Annotated in this window: 13 protein-coding genes, 1 pseudogene and 1 riboswitch; of the genes and pseudogenes, 6 read left to right on the top strand and 8 right to left on the bottom strand. The window is 72.4% G+C overall.

What is annotated here, in order from left to right; translation table 11 throughout:
* Nucleotides 1-60: 60 nt before the first annotated feature.
* The 3 genes from AB0C96_RS05905 to AB0C96_RS05895 all read right to left on the bottom strand — a co-directional run bounded on the left by AB0C96_RS05905 (nt 61) and on the right by AB0C96_RS05895 (nt 3,999).
* Nucleotides 61-1,386 carry a prenyltransferase/squalene oxidase repeat-containing protein gene (locus AB0C96_RS05905; RefSeq protein ID WP_362914089.1) on the bottom strand — a complete coding sequence of 442 codons (1,326 nt, stop codon included), beginning with the start codon at nt 1,384-1,386 and terminating at the stop codon, nt 61-63.
* Nucleotides 1,387-1,580: 194 nt separating this feature from the next.
* A riboswitch (cobalamin riboswitch) is annotated at nt 1,581-1,676 on the bottom strand.
* A 114-nt stretch (nt 1,677-1,790) separates the two neighbouring features.
* Entirely contained in the window at nt 1,791-2,894 is a 1,104-nt protein-coding gene (locus AB0C96_RS05900) for an SAM-dependent methyltransferase (RefSeq protein WP_362914087.1), read from the bottom strand.
* A gap of 58 nt (nt 2,895-2,952) precedes the next feature.
* A complete protein-coding gene (locus AB0C96_RS05895) occupies nt 2,953-3,999 on the bottom strand; it encodes an MBL fold metallo-hydrolase (protein WP_362914085.1) in 1,047 nt (348 codons plus the stop codon).
* A 490-nt stretch (nt 4,000-4,489) separates the two neighbouring features.
* On the opposite strand from AB0C96_RS05895, the gene AB0C96_RS05890 reads away from it, so the two are divergent.
* Complete coding sequence (locus AB0C96_RS05890) at nt 4,490-5,941, top strand: aldehyde dehydrogenase (protein WP_362914083.1); 1,452 nt, start codon at nt 4,490-4,492, stop codon at nt 5,939-5,941.
* Nucleotides 5,941-6,174 (top strand): ferredoxin, encoded by a 234-nt coding sequence (locus tag AB0C96_RS05885; protein ID WP_362914082.1) that lies wholly within the window; start codon nt 5,941-5,943, stop codon nt 6,172-6,174. The genes AB0C96_RS05890 and AB0C96_RS05885 overlap by 1 nt, the downstream gene beginning before the upstream one ends.
* A gap of 192 nt (nt 6,175-6,366) precedes the next feature.
* Here AB0C96_RS05885 and AB0C96_RS05880 read toward each other — a convergent pair whose 3' ends face one another.
* Nucleotides 6,367-7,023 carry a TetR family transcriptional regulator gene (locus AB0C96_RS05880; RefSeq protein WP_362914080.1) on the bottom strand — a complete coding sequence of 219 codons (657 nt, stop codon included), beginning with the start codon at nt 7,021-7,023 and terminating at the stop codon, nt 6,367-6,369.
* A gap of 239 nt (nt 7,024-7,262) precedes the next feature.
* Here AB0C96_RS05880 and AB0C96_RS05875 point away from each other — a divergent pair, with 239 nt between their 5' ends.
* The 4 genes and pseudogenes from AB0C96_RS05875 to AB0C96_RS05860 all read left to right on the top strand — a co-directional run bounded on the left by AB0C96_RS05875 (nt 7,263) and on the right by AB0C96_RS05860 (nt 11,568).
* On the top strand, nt 7,263-8,645 hold the full coding sequence (locus tag AB0C96_RS05875) for a glycosyltransferase family 4 protein (RefSeq protein WP_362914078.1): 1,383 nt from the start codon (nt 7,263-7,265) through the stop codon (nt 8,643-8,645).
* Between the two features lie 61 nt (nt 8,646-8,706).
* Nucleotides 8,707-9,423, top strand: a pseudogene (locus AB0C96_RS05870) (class I SAM-dependent methyltransferase); the annotation flags it as partial.
* A gap of 218 nt (nt 9,424-9,641) precedes the next feature.
* Entirely contained in the window at nt 9,642-10,712 is a 1,071-nt protein-coding gene (locus tag AB0C96_RS05865) for a prenyltransferase/squalene oxidase repeat-containing protein (RefSeq protein WP_362914077.1), read from the top strand.
* Nucleotides 10,713-10,767: 55 nt separating this feature from the next.
* Nucleotides 10,768-11,568 carry a maleylpyruvate isomerase family mycothiol-dependent enzyme gene (locus tag AB0C96_RS05860; RefSeq protein ID WP_362914075.1) on the top strand — a complete coding sequence of 267 codons (801 nt, stop codon included), beginning with the start codon at nt 10,768-10,770 and terminating at the stop codon, nt 11,566-11,568.
* 28 nt (nt 11,569-11,596) lie between these two features.
* On the opposite strand, the gene AB0C96_RS05855 is transcribed toward AB0C96_RS05860, so the two are convergent.
* From AB0C96_RS05855 to AB0C96_RS05840, 4 genes are all read right to left on the bottom strand, one after another.
* On the bottom strand, nt 11,597-12,607 hold the full coding sequence (locus AB0C96_RS05855; protein ID WP_362914073.1) for an LLM class F420-dependent oxidoreductase: 1,011 nt from the start codon (nt 12,605-12,607) through the stop codon (nt 11,597-11,599).
* Between the two features lie 285 nt (nt 12,608-12,892).
* Nucleotides 12,893-13,750, bottom strand: a complete 858-nt coding sequence (locus AB0C96_RS05850; protein WP_362914071.1) for a DUF5336 domain-containing protein — start codon at nt 13,748-13,750, stop codon at nt 12,893-12,895.
* A 213-nt stretch (nt 13,751-13,963) separates the two neighbouring features.
* Complete coding sequence (locus AB0C96_RS05845; RefSeq protein WP_362914069.1) at nt 13,964-14,914, bottom strand: N-acetylmuramoyl-L-alanine amidase; 951 nt, start codon at nt 14,912-14,914, stop codon at nt 13,964-13,966.
* A gap of 28 nt (nt 14,915-14,942) precedes the next feature.
* Nucleotides 14,943-15,602, bottom strand: a complete 660-nt coding sequence (locus AB0C96_RS05840; RefSeq protein WP_362914067.1) for a class I SAM-dependent methyltransferase — start codon at nt 15,600-15,602, stop codon at nt 14,943-14,945.
* Nucleotides 15,603-15,927 lie beyond the last annotated feature (325 nt).

The raw sequence follows: 15,927 nt of genomic DNA, 5'->3' as shown, positions 1-15,927 counted from the left end.
GCGCCGACCGTACTGACCGCGCCGACTGCCCCGACCGCACCATCAGACGCACCAGAGGCATCAGAGCTCGTTCTTCTTCCTGCGGCCGCTCAGCAGGAAGCCGATGCCGGCGCCGAAGGCGAGCCCGACGCCGACGACCCACCAGATGCCCATGCCGCCGCCCTTGGCGTCACTGGAGTCGCTGGAGCTGTCGGACCCCGCGGTGTTCCCCGCGCTCGTCGCGGCCGGCTTCGGGCCGGTCGCGTTCAGTGCGGCCACCAGGTCCGTACCGCCGAAGGACCGCGGGTCGGCTCCGGTGGCGTGCGCGGCGAGCACCAGCTGGGCGTACGCGGCCGGGCCGTTCTGCCGGGCCCAGTCCTTCGCGTTCTTCTCCAGCCACTTCAGCGGCTTCTGGGCCGCGGCGCCGTGCGCCCCGGCCGCCAGCGCGACCACGGCATCGGCGGTGTTGCCGACATCGGGCTGCTTCTCCTGGCCAGGCATCGCGGAGGGCAGGTGCTGCCCGTTCTCGTCGAGCACCCCGACGAGGTAGGCGGCACCGGCATCCGCCGCCTGCTCCCGTCCGGCGGTCTGCTGCTTACCGCCCTTGTCGCCGTTCTTGCAGCTCAGCTGCTTGACGGCGGTCTTCGCGCCGTTGCCGGCGGGCGCCACGACAAAGCCCTTGCCGAGTGCGCCGGTCGCCGCGGCCGCGGTGGCGTCCGCGTTCGGCGCCGCGCCCTTGAGCTGGAAGGTGAACGCGCCCCGCTCACCCTCCTTGGCGTCGCAGCCCAGCAGGAAGGTGAGCAGCCCGTCGTACGGGTTCTTGCCGCCCTTCCCGGACGTGACCGACTCCGGCTTCTCACCGGCCGCCACGAGCGCGCCGATGACCACGGAAGTGGAGTTGGCGTCGCTGGGCGAGCCGGGCATCGAGCTCCAGCCGCCGTCGTCGTTCTGCACCGACTTCAGCCAGTTCACGGCCTTCTTCACGGTGTCGCCGTGCCCGCCGAGGGTGGCCAGCGCCTGTATCGCCGCGGCCGTCTGGTTGGTGTCCCGCATCGTCTTGGCGTCGCACGGCTTGCCCGGCTCGGCGCGGAAGGCGGTGAACGAGCCGTCGGCGCACTGCTGCCCGGCCAGCCAGTCCACAGCCGACGTCGCGGGCCGCACGCCCACCGTGTCCTGCGCCAGCAGCGCCAGCGACTGTCGCCAGACACCGTCGTACTGCGGGTCCTTGGTGCCGTACAGCCCACTGGGCAGCTTGCCGGCCGACGGGGACGGCGACGGGGCGTCCGCGAACGCTGCGGGAGCTGCCGCCGTGGCCAGTACCGCCGCAGCCGCCAGCGCCGTGGCGGCGCGGCGCGCCAGGAAGGCGACGGGGTGCGTCAACGGGGCCTGGGGTGCCATGGAATCCATGGGGGCCATCGGGTCGGTGCCTCTCGGGTCGGGTCGCGGCGGTGGTACGGAGCCGCGCTCGGTCGGCCGCGCGCCCGATCCTGTGATCGGCACGGTGGCACCGGGCTCAGCTCCGCATACCTCGACGGTGCCGCGCACCGGCCGTCCGCTCGGGCGGGCGGTTCCGGTGGCGGGAGCCTTGGTCGTGCCCCATCGGGTGCTCCGGCTCGTACGGCCGGGTGCGCCGCGCGGTGCGCGGGCCGGCCGTCCTCACGGTTGCGGGTCAGCGCCGGATTTCCACCGGCTTCCCCCGATCGGGTACGGATGCAGTTGTCCCGCACACCCTAACCGGCGCCGAGCCGTCACCCGCCCGCACGTACCAGCCGAGAGCGGGCCCTCACCGGGCCTCACCGTCCTTACCGGCCTCACCGTCCCTCACCGTCCCTCTCTGGGCTCTCTGGGCTTGCGGACCAACCGGTCGCGGACCCGGCCGACCGCCCCGACCGCCCGGAGGCATCCTCCTCCCTCCGGACGGCGACCACGAAAGCCCCGCGGTCCCCGCCGTGCCCGCCGTCCCCGTGCCCGCCGTGCGGAGTCGTGCCGTGTCCACTCGTGCCCCCCTGCGCCCGCCCGTACGACGCCGCAAGGGCCTCGCGGGCGTATGTACGCGGCCGCCAGCCGTGCAGGGTCAGCCAGGCGTCGGCGGGCTCGTCGAGGCCGCCCTGCCACAGGGCGCTCACCTCGCGCATCGACGGCAGTGCCCGCCCGCCGGCCATCAGCGGACTGTTCCGGAAGTCTCCGACCCCGGGGAAGGCGAGGCGGCTGCCGGGGGCGGACTGCGCGCCGATGGTGGACAGCAGTTGGGCGGCGTCCCCGGCCGAGAGGTAGACCAGCAGACCCTCGACCAGCCAGGCGGTCGGCTCGTCCGGAACGAAGCCGGCGGACCGCAGCGGTGCGGTCCAGTCCGTCCGGAGATCGGCGGCCAGGGAGGTGCGGGTGCAGCGCGGCCGGGCATGCTCCTCGTCGAGCACGCGCTCCTTGAAGGCCAGCACCTCCGGGAGGTCGACTTCGTAGAGCCGTACGCCGTCGGGCCACGGCAGTCGGTAGGCGCGGGTGTCGAGGCCGGCGGCGAGGATCACCACCTGGCGGAGGGCGTGCCCGCCGGCGGCCACTGACGAATGCTCAGTGGTGGCTTCCGAGGGGCGCCCGGTGGTGGCCTCCCTCAGGTAGTCGTCGAAGAAGCGGGTGCGTAGCACGATGTGCCGGGCCAGGGTGCGGTGGAAGGCGTCCCGGCGTGCAGCGGCAGGCACCGCGGCGTCGTTGCCGGTGCTGCCGGTGCTGCCGGTGCCGTCGGACGCGGCGGGCCGCCGTGACACCGACGCCGCCGCGGCAGCCTCGACGCCACCGGCCGCTGCCACGAACGCCGCGGCATACGGATCGTCGAAGAGCCGGTCGGGGCGGGCGCTTTCGGCCGCACGGATCCGGGCCACGCCGAGTGCCGTCGCTGCCACGCCGCTCAACTCGCCCATACGAGGCCTCCTGGAGAGAGATTTAGTTGCCTAAGGCTCCTAATTTCTCTCCAGCTTCTCACACCGCCCGGTACGTCGCGGGGTCGGAGCCGGGCACTCGCTCCGCGTGCCCCTGCTTCAGCAGGCGGCGCAGATGGGCCTCGGCCTCCGAAACGGCGATGTTCCGTGAGCCGTAAGGGATCTGTTCCCAGGGGCGGTTCCACTCCATGGCCACGGCGAGCTGCCAGGGGGTGAGTGGCTCGCGGAGCAGTGCTCTCAGTCCGGAGAGCCGCTCTTCGTGGTGTGCGATGAGCTCGCGCACGCGCCCCGTGGCGTCGGAGAAGGCGTGTTGGTGGGCGGGCAGTACCTCGGCGGGGGCGAGTCGGTCGATGCGTTCGAGGGAGTCGAGGTAGTCGCCCAGGGGGTCGGTGACGGTGGCGTCGTCCGGGTCCTCGTAGAGGCCGATGTGCGGGGTGATTCCCGGGAGGAGGTGATCGCCGGAGAAGAGTCGCCCGAAGCCGTCGACGCGCCCGCCGGCCGGGTGTTCCTCCTCCAGGTGCAGGCAGACGTGCCCCGGCGTGTGCCCCGGTGTCCAGATGGCGCGCACCCGGCGACCCGGAAGATCGAGCAGCTCCCCGGGTGTGATCTCCCGGTCCGGTAGTGCCGCCCGTCGGCCCGGCAGTCTCCGGCCGCCGCCCCTCGTGCGCGCCTCGCGCAGCGGCGCCAGGTGGTCGTCCGGTGCGCCCGCCGTCGCGAGCTTGGTGATCAAGTAGTCGAGCCATCGGCCCGGTTCGGCCTCGCGGGTGCGGCGGACCACGGCGGCGTCCGCGGCGTGCATCGCGATCCAGGCGCCGGACGCCTCCCGCACCTGGGCGGAGAGGCCGTGGTGGTCGGGGTGGTGGTGGGTGATCAGGACGCCGTGGACGTCGTCCAGGGTGAAGCCGCACGCACCGATGCCCGCGGCCAGGGTGTCCCAGGAGTCCGGGTCGTCCCAGCCGGTGTCGATGAGCACCGGTCCGCGATCGGTCTCCAGGAGGTGGACGAGGGTGTGGCCGAGCGGGTTGTCCGGGATGGGGACGGCGATGCTCCATACGCCGCCGCGGTGGTCGGTCACCTGCGTCGTCATCCCGGTCCCCTCTCGGTGTGGCGTCACCTGGTTCTCGGTGCCTCGGTGCCTCGGTGCCTCGGTGTCTCGGCGCCTCGCTGTTCCGGTACCTCGGTGTCTCGCTGCCCCGGCGCCTCGGTGTGTACGCGTGGCGGTGCGTACGTGTGGCCGTGCGTACGCGTGCTGGTGCGTACGTGTGGCGGTGCGGTGTTGTGGCGCGGGCCCTGTGCCGCAGGCCGCCCGCCCGTCCCCGCCGCCGTTCACTATAACTAGAACTGGTTTCAATAAGGCGCGAAGTCGACCTCAGGCCAAGGTGAGTTGGGATTCGGGCGCATGCCGTGGACTCCTGGAACTAGAACTGGTATCAGTTCCTGATGCGGTGCGGTAATGGGCAATGTTGCTGACGTGCCGTCATGGCAAGCCGTCGATGGTCGGGGGCGTCCATGGCCCACGGCCCTCTCGACAGTCGGGATCGGATACCGGAGCACGGCACCCGCAGGAGGCGGCAGCGATGAGCGACCTCGTCGAGCACGGAAAGCTCTATATAGGCGGTGAGTTGGTCGATCCGGCCGGCCGGGACACGATCGACGTCGTCTCACCGCACACCGAACGGGTCATCGGCCGGGTCCCGCACGCCTCGCGCGCCGATGTCGATCTTGCGGTGGCTGCGGCCCGTACGTCCTTCGATTCCGGGGTGTGGGCGAACGCCCCGCTGGAGGACCGGATCGCGGTGGTGACCCGTATCAAGGACGCCCTCGCGGCGCGCAGCGAGGAGTTCGCCAAGGTCATCAGCTCCGAGAACGGCACCCCCTTCACCGCCGGCGTCATGGTGCAGTCGCTGGCCTCGGTGCTGGCGTGGGACGCGGCGCTGACCGTCGCCCGCGACTTCCCCTTCGAGGAGCGGCGGGCCGGGGTGCTCGGGTCGATCCTCGTGCGGCGGGAGCCGGCCGGGGTGGTCGCGGCCGTGGTGCCGTGGAACGTCCCGCAGTTCACCGCGGCCGCCAAGCTCGCGCCGGCGCTGCTGGCCGGCTGTTCGGTGGTGCTGAAGGTGTCGCCGGAGACCCCGCTGGACGCGTACCTCCTCGCCGAGATCGCGACCGGGGCCGGACTGCCGCCGGGCGTACTGTCGATCCTGCCGGCGGACCGCGAGGTCAGCGAGTACCTGGTCGGGCACCCCGGCGTGGACAAGGTGTCGTTCACCGGCTCGGTGGCGGCCGGCAAGCGGGTCATGGAGGTCGCCGCCCGCAACCTCAGCCGGGTCACCCTCGAACTCGGCGGGAAGTCCGCTGCGGTGATCCTGCCGGATGCGGATCTGGACGCGGCGGTGGCCGGCATCGTGCCGTTCGCCTGGATGATCAACGGGCAGGCCTGTGTGGCCCAGACGCGGATCCTCGCGCCGCGCAGCCGTTATGACGAGATCGCCGAGCGGTTCACCGCGGCGGCCTCCGCGCTCACCGTCGGCGACCCACTGGATCCGGCCACCGAGGTCGGCCCGCTGGTCGCCCGTCGTCAGCAGCAGCGCTCGCTGGACTACATCGCCCTCGGCCAGCAGGAAGGCGCCAAGGTCCTGACCGGCGGTGGCCGGCCCAAGGGGCAGACCACGGGCTGGTACGTCGAGCCCACCCTCTTCGGCGAGGTCGCCAACTCCATGCGGATCGCCCGCGAGGAGATCTTCGGCCCGGTCATCTGCCTGCTGCCGTACGAGGACGAGGCGGAGGCGGTGCGCATCGCCAACGACTCCGACTACGGGCTCTCCGGCTCGGTGTGGACCGCGGACGTCGACCACGGCGTGGACGTCGCCCGGCAGGTGCGCACGGGAACGTACTCGGTGAACACCTTCAGCATCGACATGCTCGGCCCGTTCGGCGGCTACAAGAACTCCGGTATCGGCCGGGAGTTCGGCCCCGAAGGCTTCGGCGAGTATCTGGAGCACAAGATGATCCACCTGCCGGCGGGTGCCTGATGGGGGACCGCTGGCGGGTGGAGGTGGACCGGAGCGTATGCATCGGGTCGGGGATGTGCGTCGCCGCGGCGTCGGAGGGGTTCCGGCTGGACGCGGGCCGGCAGTCGCACCCGGTGGCGTCGGAGGTGGACGCCACCGAGAGCCTGTTGGCGGCCGCCGAGGGCTGCCCGGTGGAGGCCATCACCCTCACCGCCGCGCGCAGCGGTGAGGCGGTCTTCCCGCCGGAGGAGTAAGCGGCGGGAGGGGGGCGGCGGGCCGTCAGGGCGGGGAGAGGGGCAGTGGGCGGAAGGGAGGGGAGCGCCGGTGCGCCGGGGACGGGGCGGAGCCCCGTCGGGGTGGCGGCGGTCCCGTAGGGGGATGGGGTGGTCGCCCCGTAGGGGTCGCGAAGCCCCCTTGCGGGCCAACTACCCGCTGGAGACGCAGGGTTAACGCTGCCGCCCCGGCTCGCGCCCCGGCTCGCGCCCCGGTGTCGTCACGTCGATCAGTCGGCACACCGTCTCGATGTCTATCTTCACCTGGGCGATCGAGGCGCGCCCGGACAGCCAGGTGATCAGTGCCGAGTGCCAGGTGTGCTCGATGACGCGGACCGCGGACAGCTGCTCGGGAGTGGGGGGTCCGTCCAGGCCCATGGCGTCGAGGATGATCGCAGTGGTCAGTCGGGAGACGGTGTCCACCTCGGGGCTGACGGAGCGGTCCGCGAAGGTCAGCGCGCGCACCATCGCATCGGCGAGGTGCGGCTCGCGTTGCAGTGCGCGGAACGCCCGCATCAGGGTCTGGGCGACCCGTGCGCCGGGGTCCGGTTCCGACGGCGGGCGCTTGCGCAGCGTCTCGTGCATGTGCTGGAGCTGGTCCTGCATGGTGGCCACCAGCAGGTGCACCTTGGAGGGGAAGTAGCGGTAGAGGGTGCCGAGCGCGACGCCGGAGGATTCGGCGACCTCGCGCATCTGCACGGCGTCGAAGCCGCCACGGGACGCCAGCTTGGCGCTGGTGTGCAGGATGCGGCGACGCCGGGCCTCCTGACGCTCGGTCAGGGGAGGACTCGCGGGAAGCGTCGGCCTGGCCGCCTTGGATTCCGTAGTCATATTTCCCATTCCGTGGCATTCCGTCCGCGATGCGGTGAGTGCCGGTGGTGTGACCGGCACAGCATGGCAGGGGGGCGGGTGGTGGCGCGAATCACCTGGTGCGGCTCTTTTCGCATGGTCCTCGGCCGGTAGATTCGAAGCTCGTTGAACTGGCCAGTAGCTCGGCAGTTCTGAAACTTGTTCTAGATTACCGCCAGCGGTTACGCTCCGGCGAAAGTCCAGTGAGAAGGGGGCCGTGCGTGACCGCAGAGGCCGTCCAGGCAGCCGAGCCTCGCCCCGCGGAGTCCCCCTCGGCCTCCGCCCCGCCGAACGGCGAGAGTCCCCTGCGCATCGCGATGCTCACGTACAAGGGGAACCCGTTCTGCGGCGGACAGGGCGTCTACGTACGCCACCTCTCGCGCGAACTCGCCCGGCTCGGCCACACCGTCGACGTCATCGGCGCCCAGCCCTACCCCGTCCTCGACGAGGTGGGCACCTCCCGGGCGGAGTCCGGGGGCGTGACCCTGACCGAGCTGCCCAGCCTGGACCTCTACCGGCAGCCGGACCCGTTCCGCACCCCGAAGCGCGGCGAGTACCGCGACTGGATCGACGCCCTTGAGGTCGGCACGATGTGGACCGGCGGCTTCCCCGAACCGCTGACCTTCTCGCTGCGCGCCCGCCGTCACCTCGCCGCCCGCCGCGGCCAGTTCGACGTCGTCCACGACAACCAGACCCTCGGCTACGGCCTGCTCGGCGGCCCGAGCGCGCTCGGCGCCCCGCTGGTCACCACCGTCCACCACCCCATCACCGTCGACCGCCGGCTCGACCTGGCGGCCGCGAACGACTGGAAGCGCCGCGCCTCGGTCCGCCGCTGGTACGGCTTCACCCGGATGCAGAAGCGCGTGGCCCGCCGACTGCCGTCCGTGCTGACCGTCTCCGGCTCCTCCCGCCAGGAGATCGTCGACGACCTCGGCGTGCGCCCCGACCGGATCCACGTGGTCCACATCGGCGCCGACACCGACCTCTTCTCGCCGGATGCGTCCGTCCCCGAGGTGCCGGGCCGGATCGTCACCACCTCCAGTGCCGACGTCCCCCTCAAGGGTCTGATCCACCTCGTCGAGGCGCTCGCCAAGGTACGCACCGAGAACCCCGACGCCCACCTGGTGGTCGTCGGCAAGCGCGCCGACGACGGGCCGGTCGCCGCCGCCATCGAACGGCTCGGGCTGTCCGGCGCCATCGAGTTCGTCAAGGGCATCACCGACGGTGAACTCGTCGACCTCGTCCGCAGCGCCCAGATCGCCTGCGTGCCCTCCCTCTACGAGGGCTTCTCGCTGCCCGCCGCCGAGGCGATGGCCACCGGCACCCCGCTGCTCGCCACCACCGGCGGCGCCATTCCCGAGGTCGCCGGGCCGGACGGCCAGACCTGCCTGGCCGTGCCCCCGGGCGACGCCGGGGCGCTGGCGGCCGGACTGCTCCGTCTCCTGGGCGACGAGGAACTCCGCCGCAGACTCGGCGCGGCCGGCCGGGAGCGGGTGCTGGCCCGCTTCACCTGGCGGCAGGCCGCCATCGGCACTGCCGAGCGCTACCGCGAGGCGATCGCCCTTGCGGGCGGCCGGACCGCCGCCCGCACCCCGCGGACCTAGCCGGCCCGCCCCCCCCCCGCAGCCACCACCGCCACCCACCGCCGGACGAAAGCAGAACGCCGTGCTGACCGTCGACTTTTCCCGCTTCCCGCTCGCCCCGGGCGACCGCGTGCTCGACCTGGGCTGCGGCGCCGGCCGGCACGCCTTCGAGTGTTACCGGCGCGGCGCGCAGGTCGTCGCCCTCGACCAGAACGGCGACGAGATCCGGGAGGTCGCCAAGTGGTTCGCCGCGATGAAGGAGGCCGGTGAGGCCCCGGCGGGCGCCTCCGCCGTCGCCATGGAGGGCGATGCGCTGGCCCTGCCGTTCCCCGACGACAGCTTCGACGTCGTGATCATCTCCGAGGTGATGGAGCACATCCCGGACGACAAGGGCGTGCTCGCCGAGATGGTGCGGGTGCTGCGCCCCGGCGGCCGGATCGCCGTCACCGTGCCGCGCTACGGCCCGGAGAAGATCTGCTGGACCCTCAGCGACGCCTACCACGAGGTCGAGGGCGGCCACATCCGCATCTACCGCGGCGACGAACTGGTCGGCAAGATGCGAGAGGCCGGTCTGGAGCCGTACGGCACGCACCATGCGCACGCGCTGCACAGCCCCTACTGGTGGCTCAAGTGCGCCTTCGGAGTGGACAACGACAAGGCGCTTCCGGTGCAGGCGTACCACAAGTTGCTGGTCTGGGACATCATGAAGAAGCCGCTGGCCACCCGGCTCGCGGAACGGGCGCTCAACCCGGTCATCGGCAAGAGCTTCGTGGTCTACGCGACCAAGCCGCACCTGCCCGAGGCGCCGGCCGCCGGCGGCGCGGGGCGGACCGCGGGCGAGGCCGGAGACGAGGCCGCGGGCGAGGCCGCCACGCCGGTGACCGAGCCGCCCGCCGCGAAGAAGCCGGTCCCCAAGGCCCGGAAGTCGGCCACGTCCGCCAAGTCGGCCACGACTACCAAGTCGGCCGCCTCCGCCAAGTCCGCGAAGTCCGCCGCGTCCACCGCCGGGGCCGCCAAGTGACGAGTCCCGGGCGTACCGAACGGCTCGTCCTTCCTGGGGTGCTCACCGCCGAGCAGGCCGCCCGTACGGTCGCAGGCATCCTGGCGACCCAGCGCGAGGACGGCGCGATCCCCTGGTTCCGGGGACACCACCTCGACCCGTGGGACCACACCGAGGCCGCCATGGCCCTGGACGCCGCCGGCGAACACGAGCGCGCCGAGGCCGCCTACGACTGGCTGGCGCGCCATCAGAACCCGGACGGGTCCTGGTACGCGGCCTACGCCGACGGCGACGCCGAGGCGCCCACCGACCGCGGCCGGGAGACCAACTTCTGCGCCTACATCGCGGTGGGCGTCTGGCACCACTACCTGTCCACCGGCGACGACGCGTTCCTCGACCGCATGTGGTCCACCGTCTACGCGGCGATCGAGTACGTGCTGGAGCTCCAGCAGCCCGGCGGCCAGATCGGCTGGAAGCGCGAGGACGACGGCACACCCGTCAACGACGCGCTGCTGACCGGCTCGTCCTCCGTCTACCAGGCGCTGCGCTGCGCCCTGGCGCTCGCCGACCAGCGCGAGGAGCCACAGCCCGACTGGGAACTGGCCGTCGGCCGCCTGGGCCATGCGATTCGCAGCCACCCCGAGCTCTTCCTGGACAAGGCCCGCTACTCCATGGACTGGTACTACCCCATCCTGGGTGGCGCGGTCCGCGGTGAGGAGGCCAGGCGCCGTATCGACGCCCACTGGGAGAGCTTCGTGGTGCCGGGCCTCGGCGTGCGCTGCGTGCTGCCCAACCCCTGGGTCACCGGTGGGGAGAGCGCGGAGTTGGCGCTGGCGCTGTGGGCGATGGGGGAGTCCGAGCGGGCCGTACAGATCCTCAAGTGGATTCAGCACCTCCGCGCCGAGGACGGCATGTACTGGACCGGCTATGTCTTCGACGACGACGCGGTCTGGCCGCGTGAGCTGACCTCCTGGACGGCCGGCTCGGTGCTGCTCGCGGTGGCGGCCGTGGGCGGCGACGAGGCCACCACCTCGGTCTTCGGCGGCGAACGGCTGCCGACCGGCCTCGATCCGGACTGCTGCCGGTAGGGGCACCGCGCAATGGGGAGGCCGAACCGGCCGGCGGCGCACTACTGTGCGCCGCATGACACTCCGAGGTTCTCTCACCCATGAGCAGTACTGCGACCAACTCCTCGTCGAGACGGAGAAGTTCCGGGAGGTCGTACGCCACGGTGACCTCTCCGCGACGGTGCCGACCTGCCCCGACTGGACGCTGGCCGATCTCGCCCGACACCTGGGCGGCGCACACCGCTGGGTCGGCACGATCGTCGCCACCCGCGCGACGAAGAACGTCGACGACGCGGACATCCCGGAGGGGAGCGGGCCGGCCGGCGAGGACGCCGCGGCCCTGGACGCCTGGCTGGCGGAGGGCGTGGAGCGGACCGTGGCGGCGCTGCGCGAGGCCGGTCCCGACACGGAGGTGTGGACCTGGTCGCCGGTGCAGCGGACCGGCTTCTGGTCCCGCCGGATGACACACGAGACGGTCATCCACCGCGCGGACGCCGCGCTCACCGCGGGATCCGCCTTCGAGGTGCCGCCCGAGGTCGCCGCCGACTGCCTGGAGGAGTGGCTCCAGCTGTGCGAGTTGCCGGTGGTGGCGGAGCGCTTCGCCCAGCGGTGGGCAGAACTCTTCGGCCCCGGCCACACCCTCCACTTCCACGCCACCGATACCCCGGCGGAGCTGAACGCCGAGTGGTTCCTCGACCTCACGGGCGAGCGGCTCACCCACCGCCGTACGCACGAGAAGGCCGCGGTGGCGCTGCGGGCGCCGCTCACCGACCTCCTCCAGGTCGTCTACCGCAGGCTGCCCGCCGACAGCGAGCGGGTCGAGGTGCTGGGCGAGCGGGCCCTGCTGGAGCGGTGGCTGGCGGTGGCGTCCTTCTAGGGCCGTCCGGCGGGTGCGCGGCCGGCTGTCAGGAGTTGAGCTCGGCCAGTACCCGCAGCGTGTGCGGGTCCGGCGCGGTGACCAGCAGATCGGTGACCGGGCCGGTGCGCCACAACTCCAGGCGTTCCGCGATCCGTTCGCGCGGGCCGACCAGGGAGATCTCGTCGGCGAAGGCGTCCGGCACGGCGAGCACCGCCTCTTCCTTGCGGCCTTCGAGGAAGAGCCGCTGCACCCGCCGGGCCTCCTCCTCGAAACCCATCCGCGCCATCAGGTCGGCGTGGAAGTTCTTTGCCGCATGGCCCATGCCGCCGATGTAGAAGCCGAGCATCGCCTTGACCGGCAGCAGCCCCTCGGTGACGTCGTCGCAGACCACGGCGCGGGCCATGGGGGCGATCAGGAACCCGTCCGGGGCGTCGGCGAGCGAGGCCCGGTAGACGTCGGTGCGCTGCGGGGACCAGTACAGCGGCAGCCAGCCGTCCGCGATCCGGGTCGTCTGGGCGATGTTCTTGGGGCCCTCGGCGCCCAGGAGGACGGGCAGGCCGGCACGCAACGGGTGGGTGATGGGCTTGAGCGGTTTGCCGAGGCCGGTGCCGTCCGCGCCGCGGTAGGGGTGGGGGTGGAAGAGCCCGTCCGTCTCCACCGGGCCCTCCCGGCGCAGGACCTGGCGGATCACGTCCACGTACTCGCGGGTGGCGGTCAGCGGGCTCTTGGGGAACGGCCGTCCGTACCACCCCTCGACGACCTGCGGCCCGGACAGACCCAGGCCCAGCAGCACCCGGCCGCCGGAGAGGTGGTCGAGGGTGAGGGCGTGCATCGCGGTGGCGGTGGGCGTACGGGCGGCCATCTGCGCCACGGCGGTGCCGAGCCTGATCCGGGAGGTGTGCGCGGCGATCCAGGTGAGCGCGGTGAAGGCGTCCGATCCCCAGGCCTCCGCGGTCCACACCGAGTCGTAGCCCAGCCGCTCGGCCGCGCGGGCGAGTTCGAGGTGTCGGGGATCGGGGCCGCGGCCCCAGTAGCCCAGTGCCAGACCGAGTCGCATACGGATCGCCCCTCTCGGACGTGACCACGCACAACCCACGCGCTTTTTGACGGTGCGTCAGATCGGCTTTGCCCGGCGCACTGTACGACCGCCCGGCGGACACCGCAACGGCTTCGGCGGGCACGGCAAACGGCCCGGCGGACACCGCAACGGCCTCGGCGGGCATGGCGACCGGCCCGGCGGACACCGCAACGGCCCCCCGCCCACGAGGGGCGAGGGGCCGTGAAAGGACCGCTGTGCGTCCGGTCGGCCGTCGGGGCGTTCGTCCCAACGGCGCGTCCGGTGTCAGCCGCGCTGGATGCCGGTGGTGTCCTGTAGGACACCGCGACGGCCGTCCTGGGTCTGTGCGATCAGTGCCTGGCCGCGCTGCTCCACCGCCAGATACCAGGTGCCGGGCGCCAGTTCGGCGATCGGCGACGGCGAACCGTCCTCGCCGTAGAGAGGGCGCGCGACGGGCACCGCGAACCAGAACGGCGCGAAGTCCGCCGGAGTCCCGGCCGCCGGGGTGGCACCGGCAGGGGCGGCCCCCGCGGCGCCGCCGGCCGTGCCGTCGCCCGCGGCCGGCTGCCCGGCCGCCGGCTGCCCGCCCGGGTAGCCGTAGCCCTGGCTCGCCTGCTGGGCGCCGGGGTAGCCGTAGCCCGGGGTGGGTCCGGCCCCGTACGGGGCGGCGGCCTGCGGCTTGGGGGCGCCGATCAGGGCGACCTGTAGAGCCGGGACCAGCGGTGTGGCGACGGCGCCGGCGGCGAGGAGCAGGGCGGCGATCAGGCCCAGGATCAGGCCGGCGCCGGCGTTGCTGGAGTCGACGATGGCCCAGAACGCCGTCCATGCGGCGAAGATGCTGAGGGCGAGGCCGAACTGGCCCAGGTCGATGCCGATGACCTTGCGGGGCTGCGGCAGCATGCGGGTGACGGCGATGATCGCCGCGGCGATCAGGCCGGCCAGGTACACGCTCATCAGCACGGACAGCACGTCCCAGGCGTTGTAGCTGGTGCTCTGCGCCTGGGCTTCGCAGTACTTGGCGTATGCCGGGCCGACGGCCGAGCAGTCGGGGCCGCCGCTGAAGTCGAGGAACGAGGCGATGAACAGCAACACCGCTGCTCCGATCACCACGCCGTCGCCTCTAGTGAGGGAGCGGATGTTCACGTAAGGGTCCTTTGTCTCTTTCGTGGGTCTGGTCGTCGCTGTCGCGGTGCGCGCGGTGCGAGGCACGGCGGTGGCCACCCATCGTAAAGGGGAACCTATCGCCGAATCCGGCGGGCCGTCTTGTTCGTTTGAGCGCGCTATCGGACGTCGTATCGGAACCGGTATCCGCGGGTATCGGATCCGGTCCCGTCGGGTGCGGTCCGTCGGTTGTGGTCAGCGTGTCAAGAAGTCCGTAATGCCCTCGGTGATCCCGCGGGCGGCCTTTTCCCGCCAGTGGGCGTCGGTCAATTGCGCGGCGTCCTTCGGGTCGCGCATATTGCCGCACTCGATGAACACCTTCGGCACCGCGGAGAGGTTGAGGCCGCCGAGATCGGAGCGTACGTCCAGGCCGGTGCCGTCACCGATGTAATTGGAGCGCGAACTTCCGGTTATTGCGTGGAAACGGTCGGCCAATCGCTCGCCCAGTTGCCGCGAGGGCTCGACGATGGCCGAGGTGTCGGCCGGGCCGGCCGTGATCCGCGCGGGCATGATCACGTGGAAGCCGCGGTTGCCGACGTCCGAGCCGTCGGCGTGGATCGAGACCGCGGCATCGGCGTGCGCCTTGTTGCCGATGGCCGCGCGCTCGTCGACGCACGGCCCGTACGAGCGGTCGCCGTCCTGGGTGAAGACGACCTTGACCCCCTGCTGCTGTAGGAGGGTACGGGCGCGCCGGGCGACGTCCAGGGTGAAGGACGCCTCGGCGTAGCCGCCGTCGGTGGAGGTGCCGGTGGTGTCGCACTCCTTGCGCGCGTTGCCGATGTCGACCAGCTGGGCGATCTGCCGGCCGTGGTCGCGGTTGTGCGGATTGTGGCCGGGGTCGATCAGCACGGTCTTGCCCTTGAGGCTGCCGTGGCCGTGGGGCTCGGTGGGCCCCTGGCCGCCCGGCCCGGTCCGACCGTCGGCCCCGCCCGCCTCGTCCGCCCTGCCAGCCCCGTCAGCCCTGTCGGTCCCGTCCGTCGACCGGCTCGGCGCCGGCTGGCCGGCTCTCGGCGGCCCGCCGCCGTCGCCCCCCGACGACCGCCAGACCAGCCAGCCCCCGACGCCGGCGACCACCAGGACCATCAGCGCCATCAGGAGGGTGCCGCGCAGGCGGCGGGGCGGAGGGAAAGTGCTGCCGTTCGACACGTTCGCGATCGTAGTCCGCATGACCCGCTCAGATGCCGGGCCCGGTCCGCCGCAGCACGTGCAGCGACCGGTGCGCCGAGATCTCGGTGAAGGCGCCGGACTCCAGCGCCCTGCGGTAGATGCGGTACGGCGCCTGGCCGCCGTCCGCCGGGTCCGCGAAGACGTCGTGGATGACCAGCAGCCCGTCGGGCGCGAGGTGCGGCGCCCAGCCCTCGTAGTCGGCGGTGGCGTGCTCGTCGGTGTGCCCGCCGTCGATGAAGACCAGGCCCACCGGCGCCTGCCACAGGGCCGCGACCTGCGGCGATCGGCCGACCAGGGCCACCACCTGGTCCTCCAGCCCGGCGGCGTGCAGGGTGCGGCGGAAGGTGGGCAGGGTGTCCATCCGACCGACCACGGGGTCCACAACGGACGTGTCGTGGTACTCCCAGCCGGGCTGCTGCTCCTCGCTGCCCCGGTGGTGGTCGACGGTGACGGCCGTCACCCCGGCGACGCGCGCGGCGTCCGCGAGCAGGATCGTGGACCGGCCGCAGTACGTGCCGACCTCCACCAGCGGCAGCCCGAGCGCCGCCGCCTCGACCGCCGCCGCGTACAGGGCGAGTCCCTCGTCCACGGGCATGAAGCCCTTTGCCGCTTCGAACGCGGCGAGGATTTCCGGCTGCGGAGCGGTCGGAGCCGTGGGAGCGGGCATGGGCTTCCTCCTGGTGGTGCGGTCAGGTGGCTCATCGTGCCGTATCGGGTGGGACGGCTGGTGCGGGGGTGTACCTGTGGTGTGCATACGGATATTGAGGCGGGAGGGGCGGGCGCTATTCATCCGTTCCCCTCGGTTTATCGCCGGTCGTCTCCCCGGATGTCCGAAAGCGGCGACATTACGTGCAGGGCGGGACGTGCGGAGAGTGTGCCGAGAGGTCGGAATGGCGGTCCGCACCGGAATTCATCGGACCGTTTCCCGTTCGCATCCGAACCGTTTCCTGGAAGGCGCGGCGGGTGTGGGACACGGTCCGCGAAGCGGGGCC

The sequence above is a fragment of the Streptomyces sp. NPDC048506 genome (genome assembly GCF_040651315.1).
In the GTDB taxonomy this organism is placed as follows: Bacteria; Actinomycetota; Actinomycetes; order Streptomycetales; family Streptomycetaceae; genus Streptomyces.
This window is presented reverse-complemented; position numbering and strand designations above follow the sequence as displayed.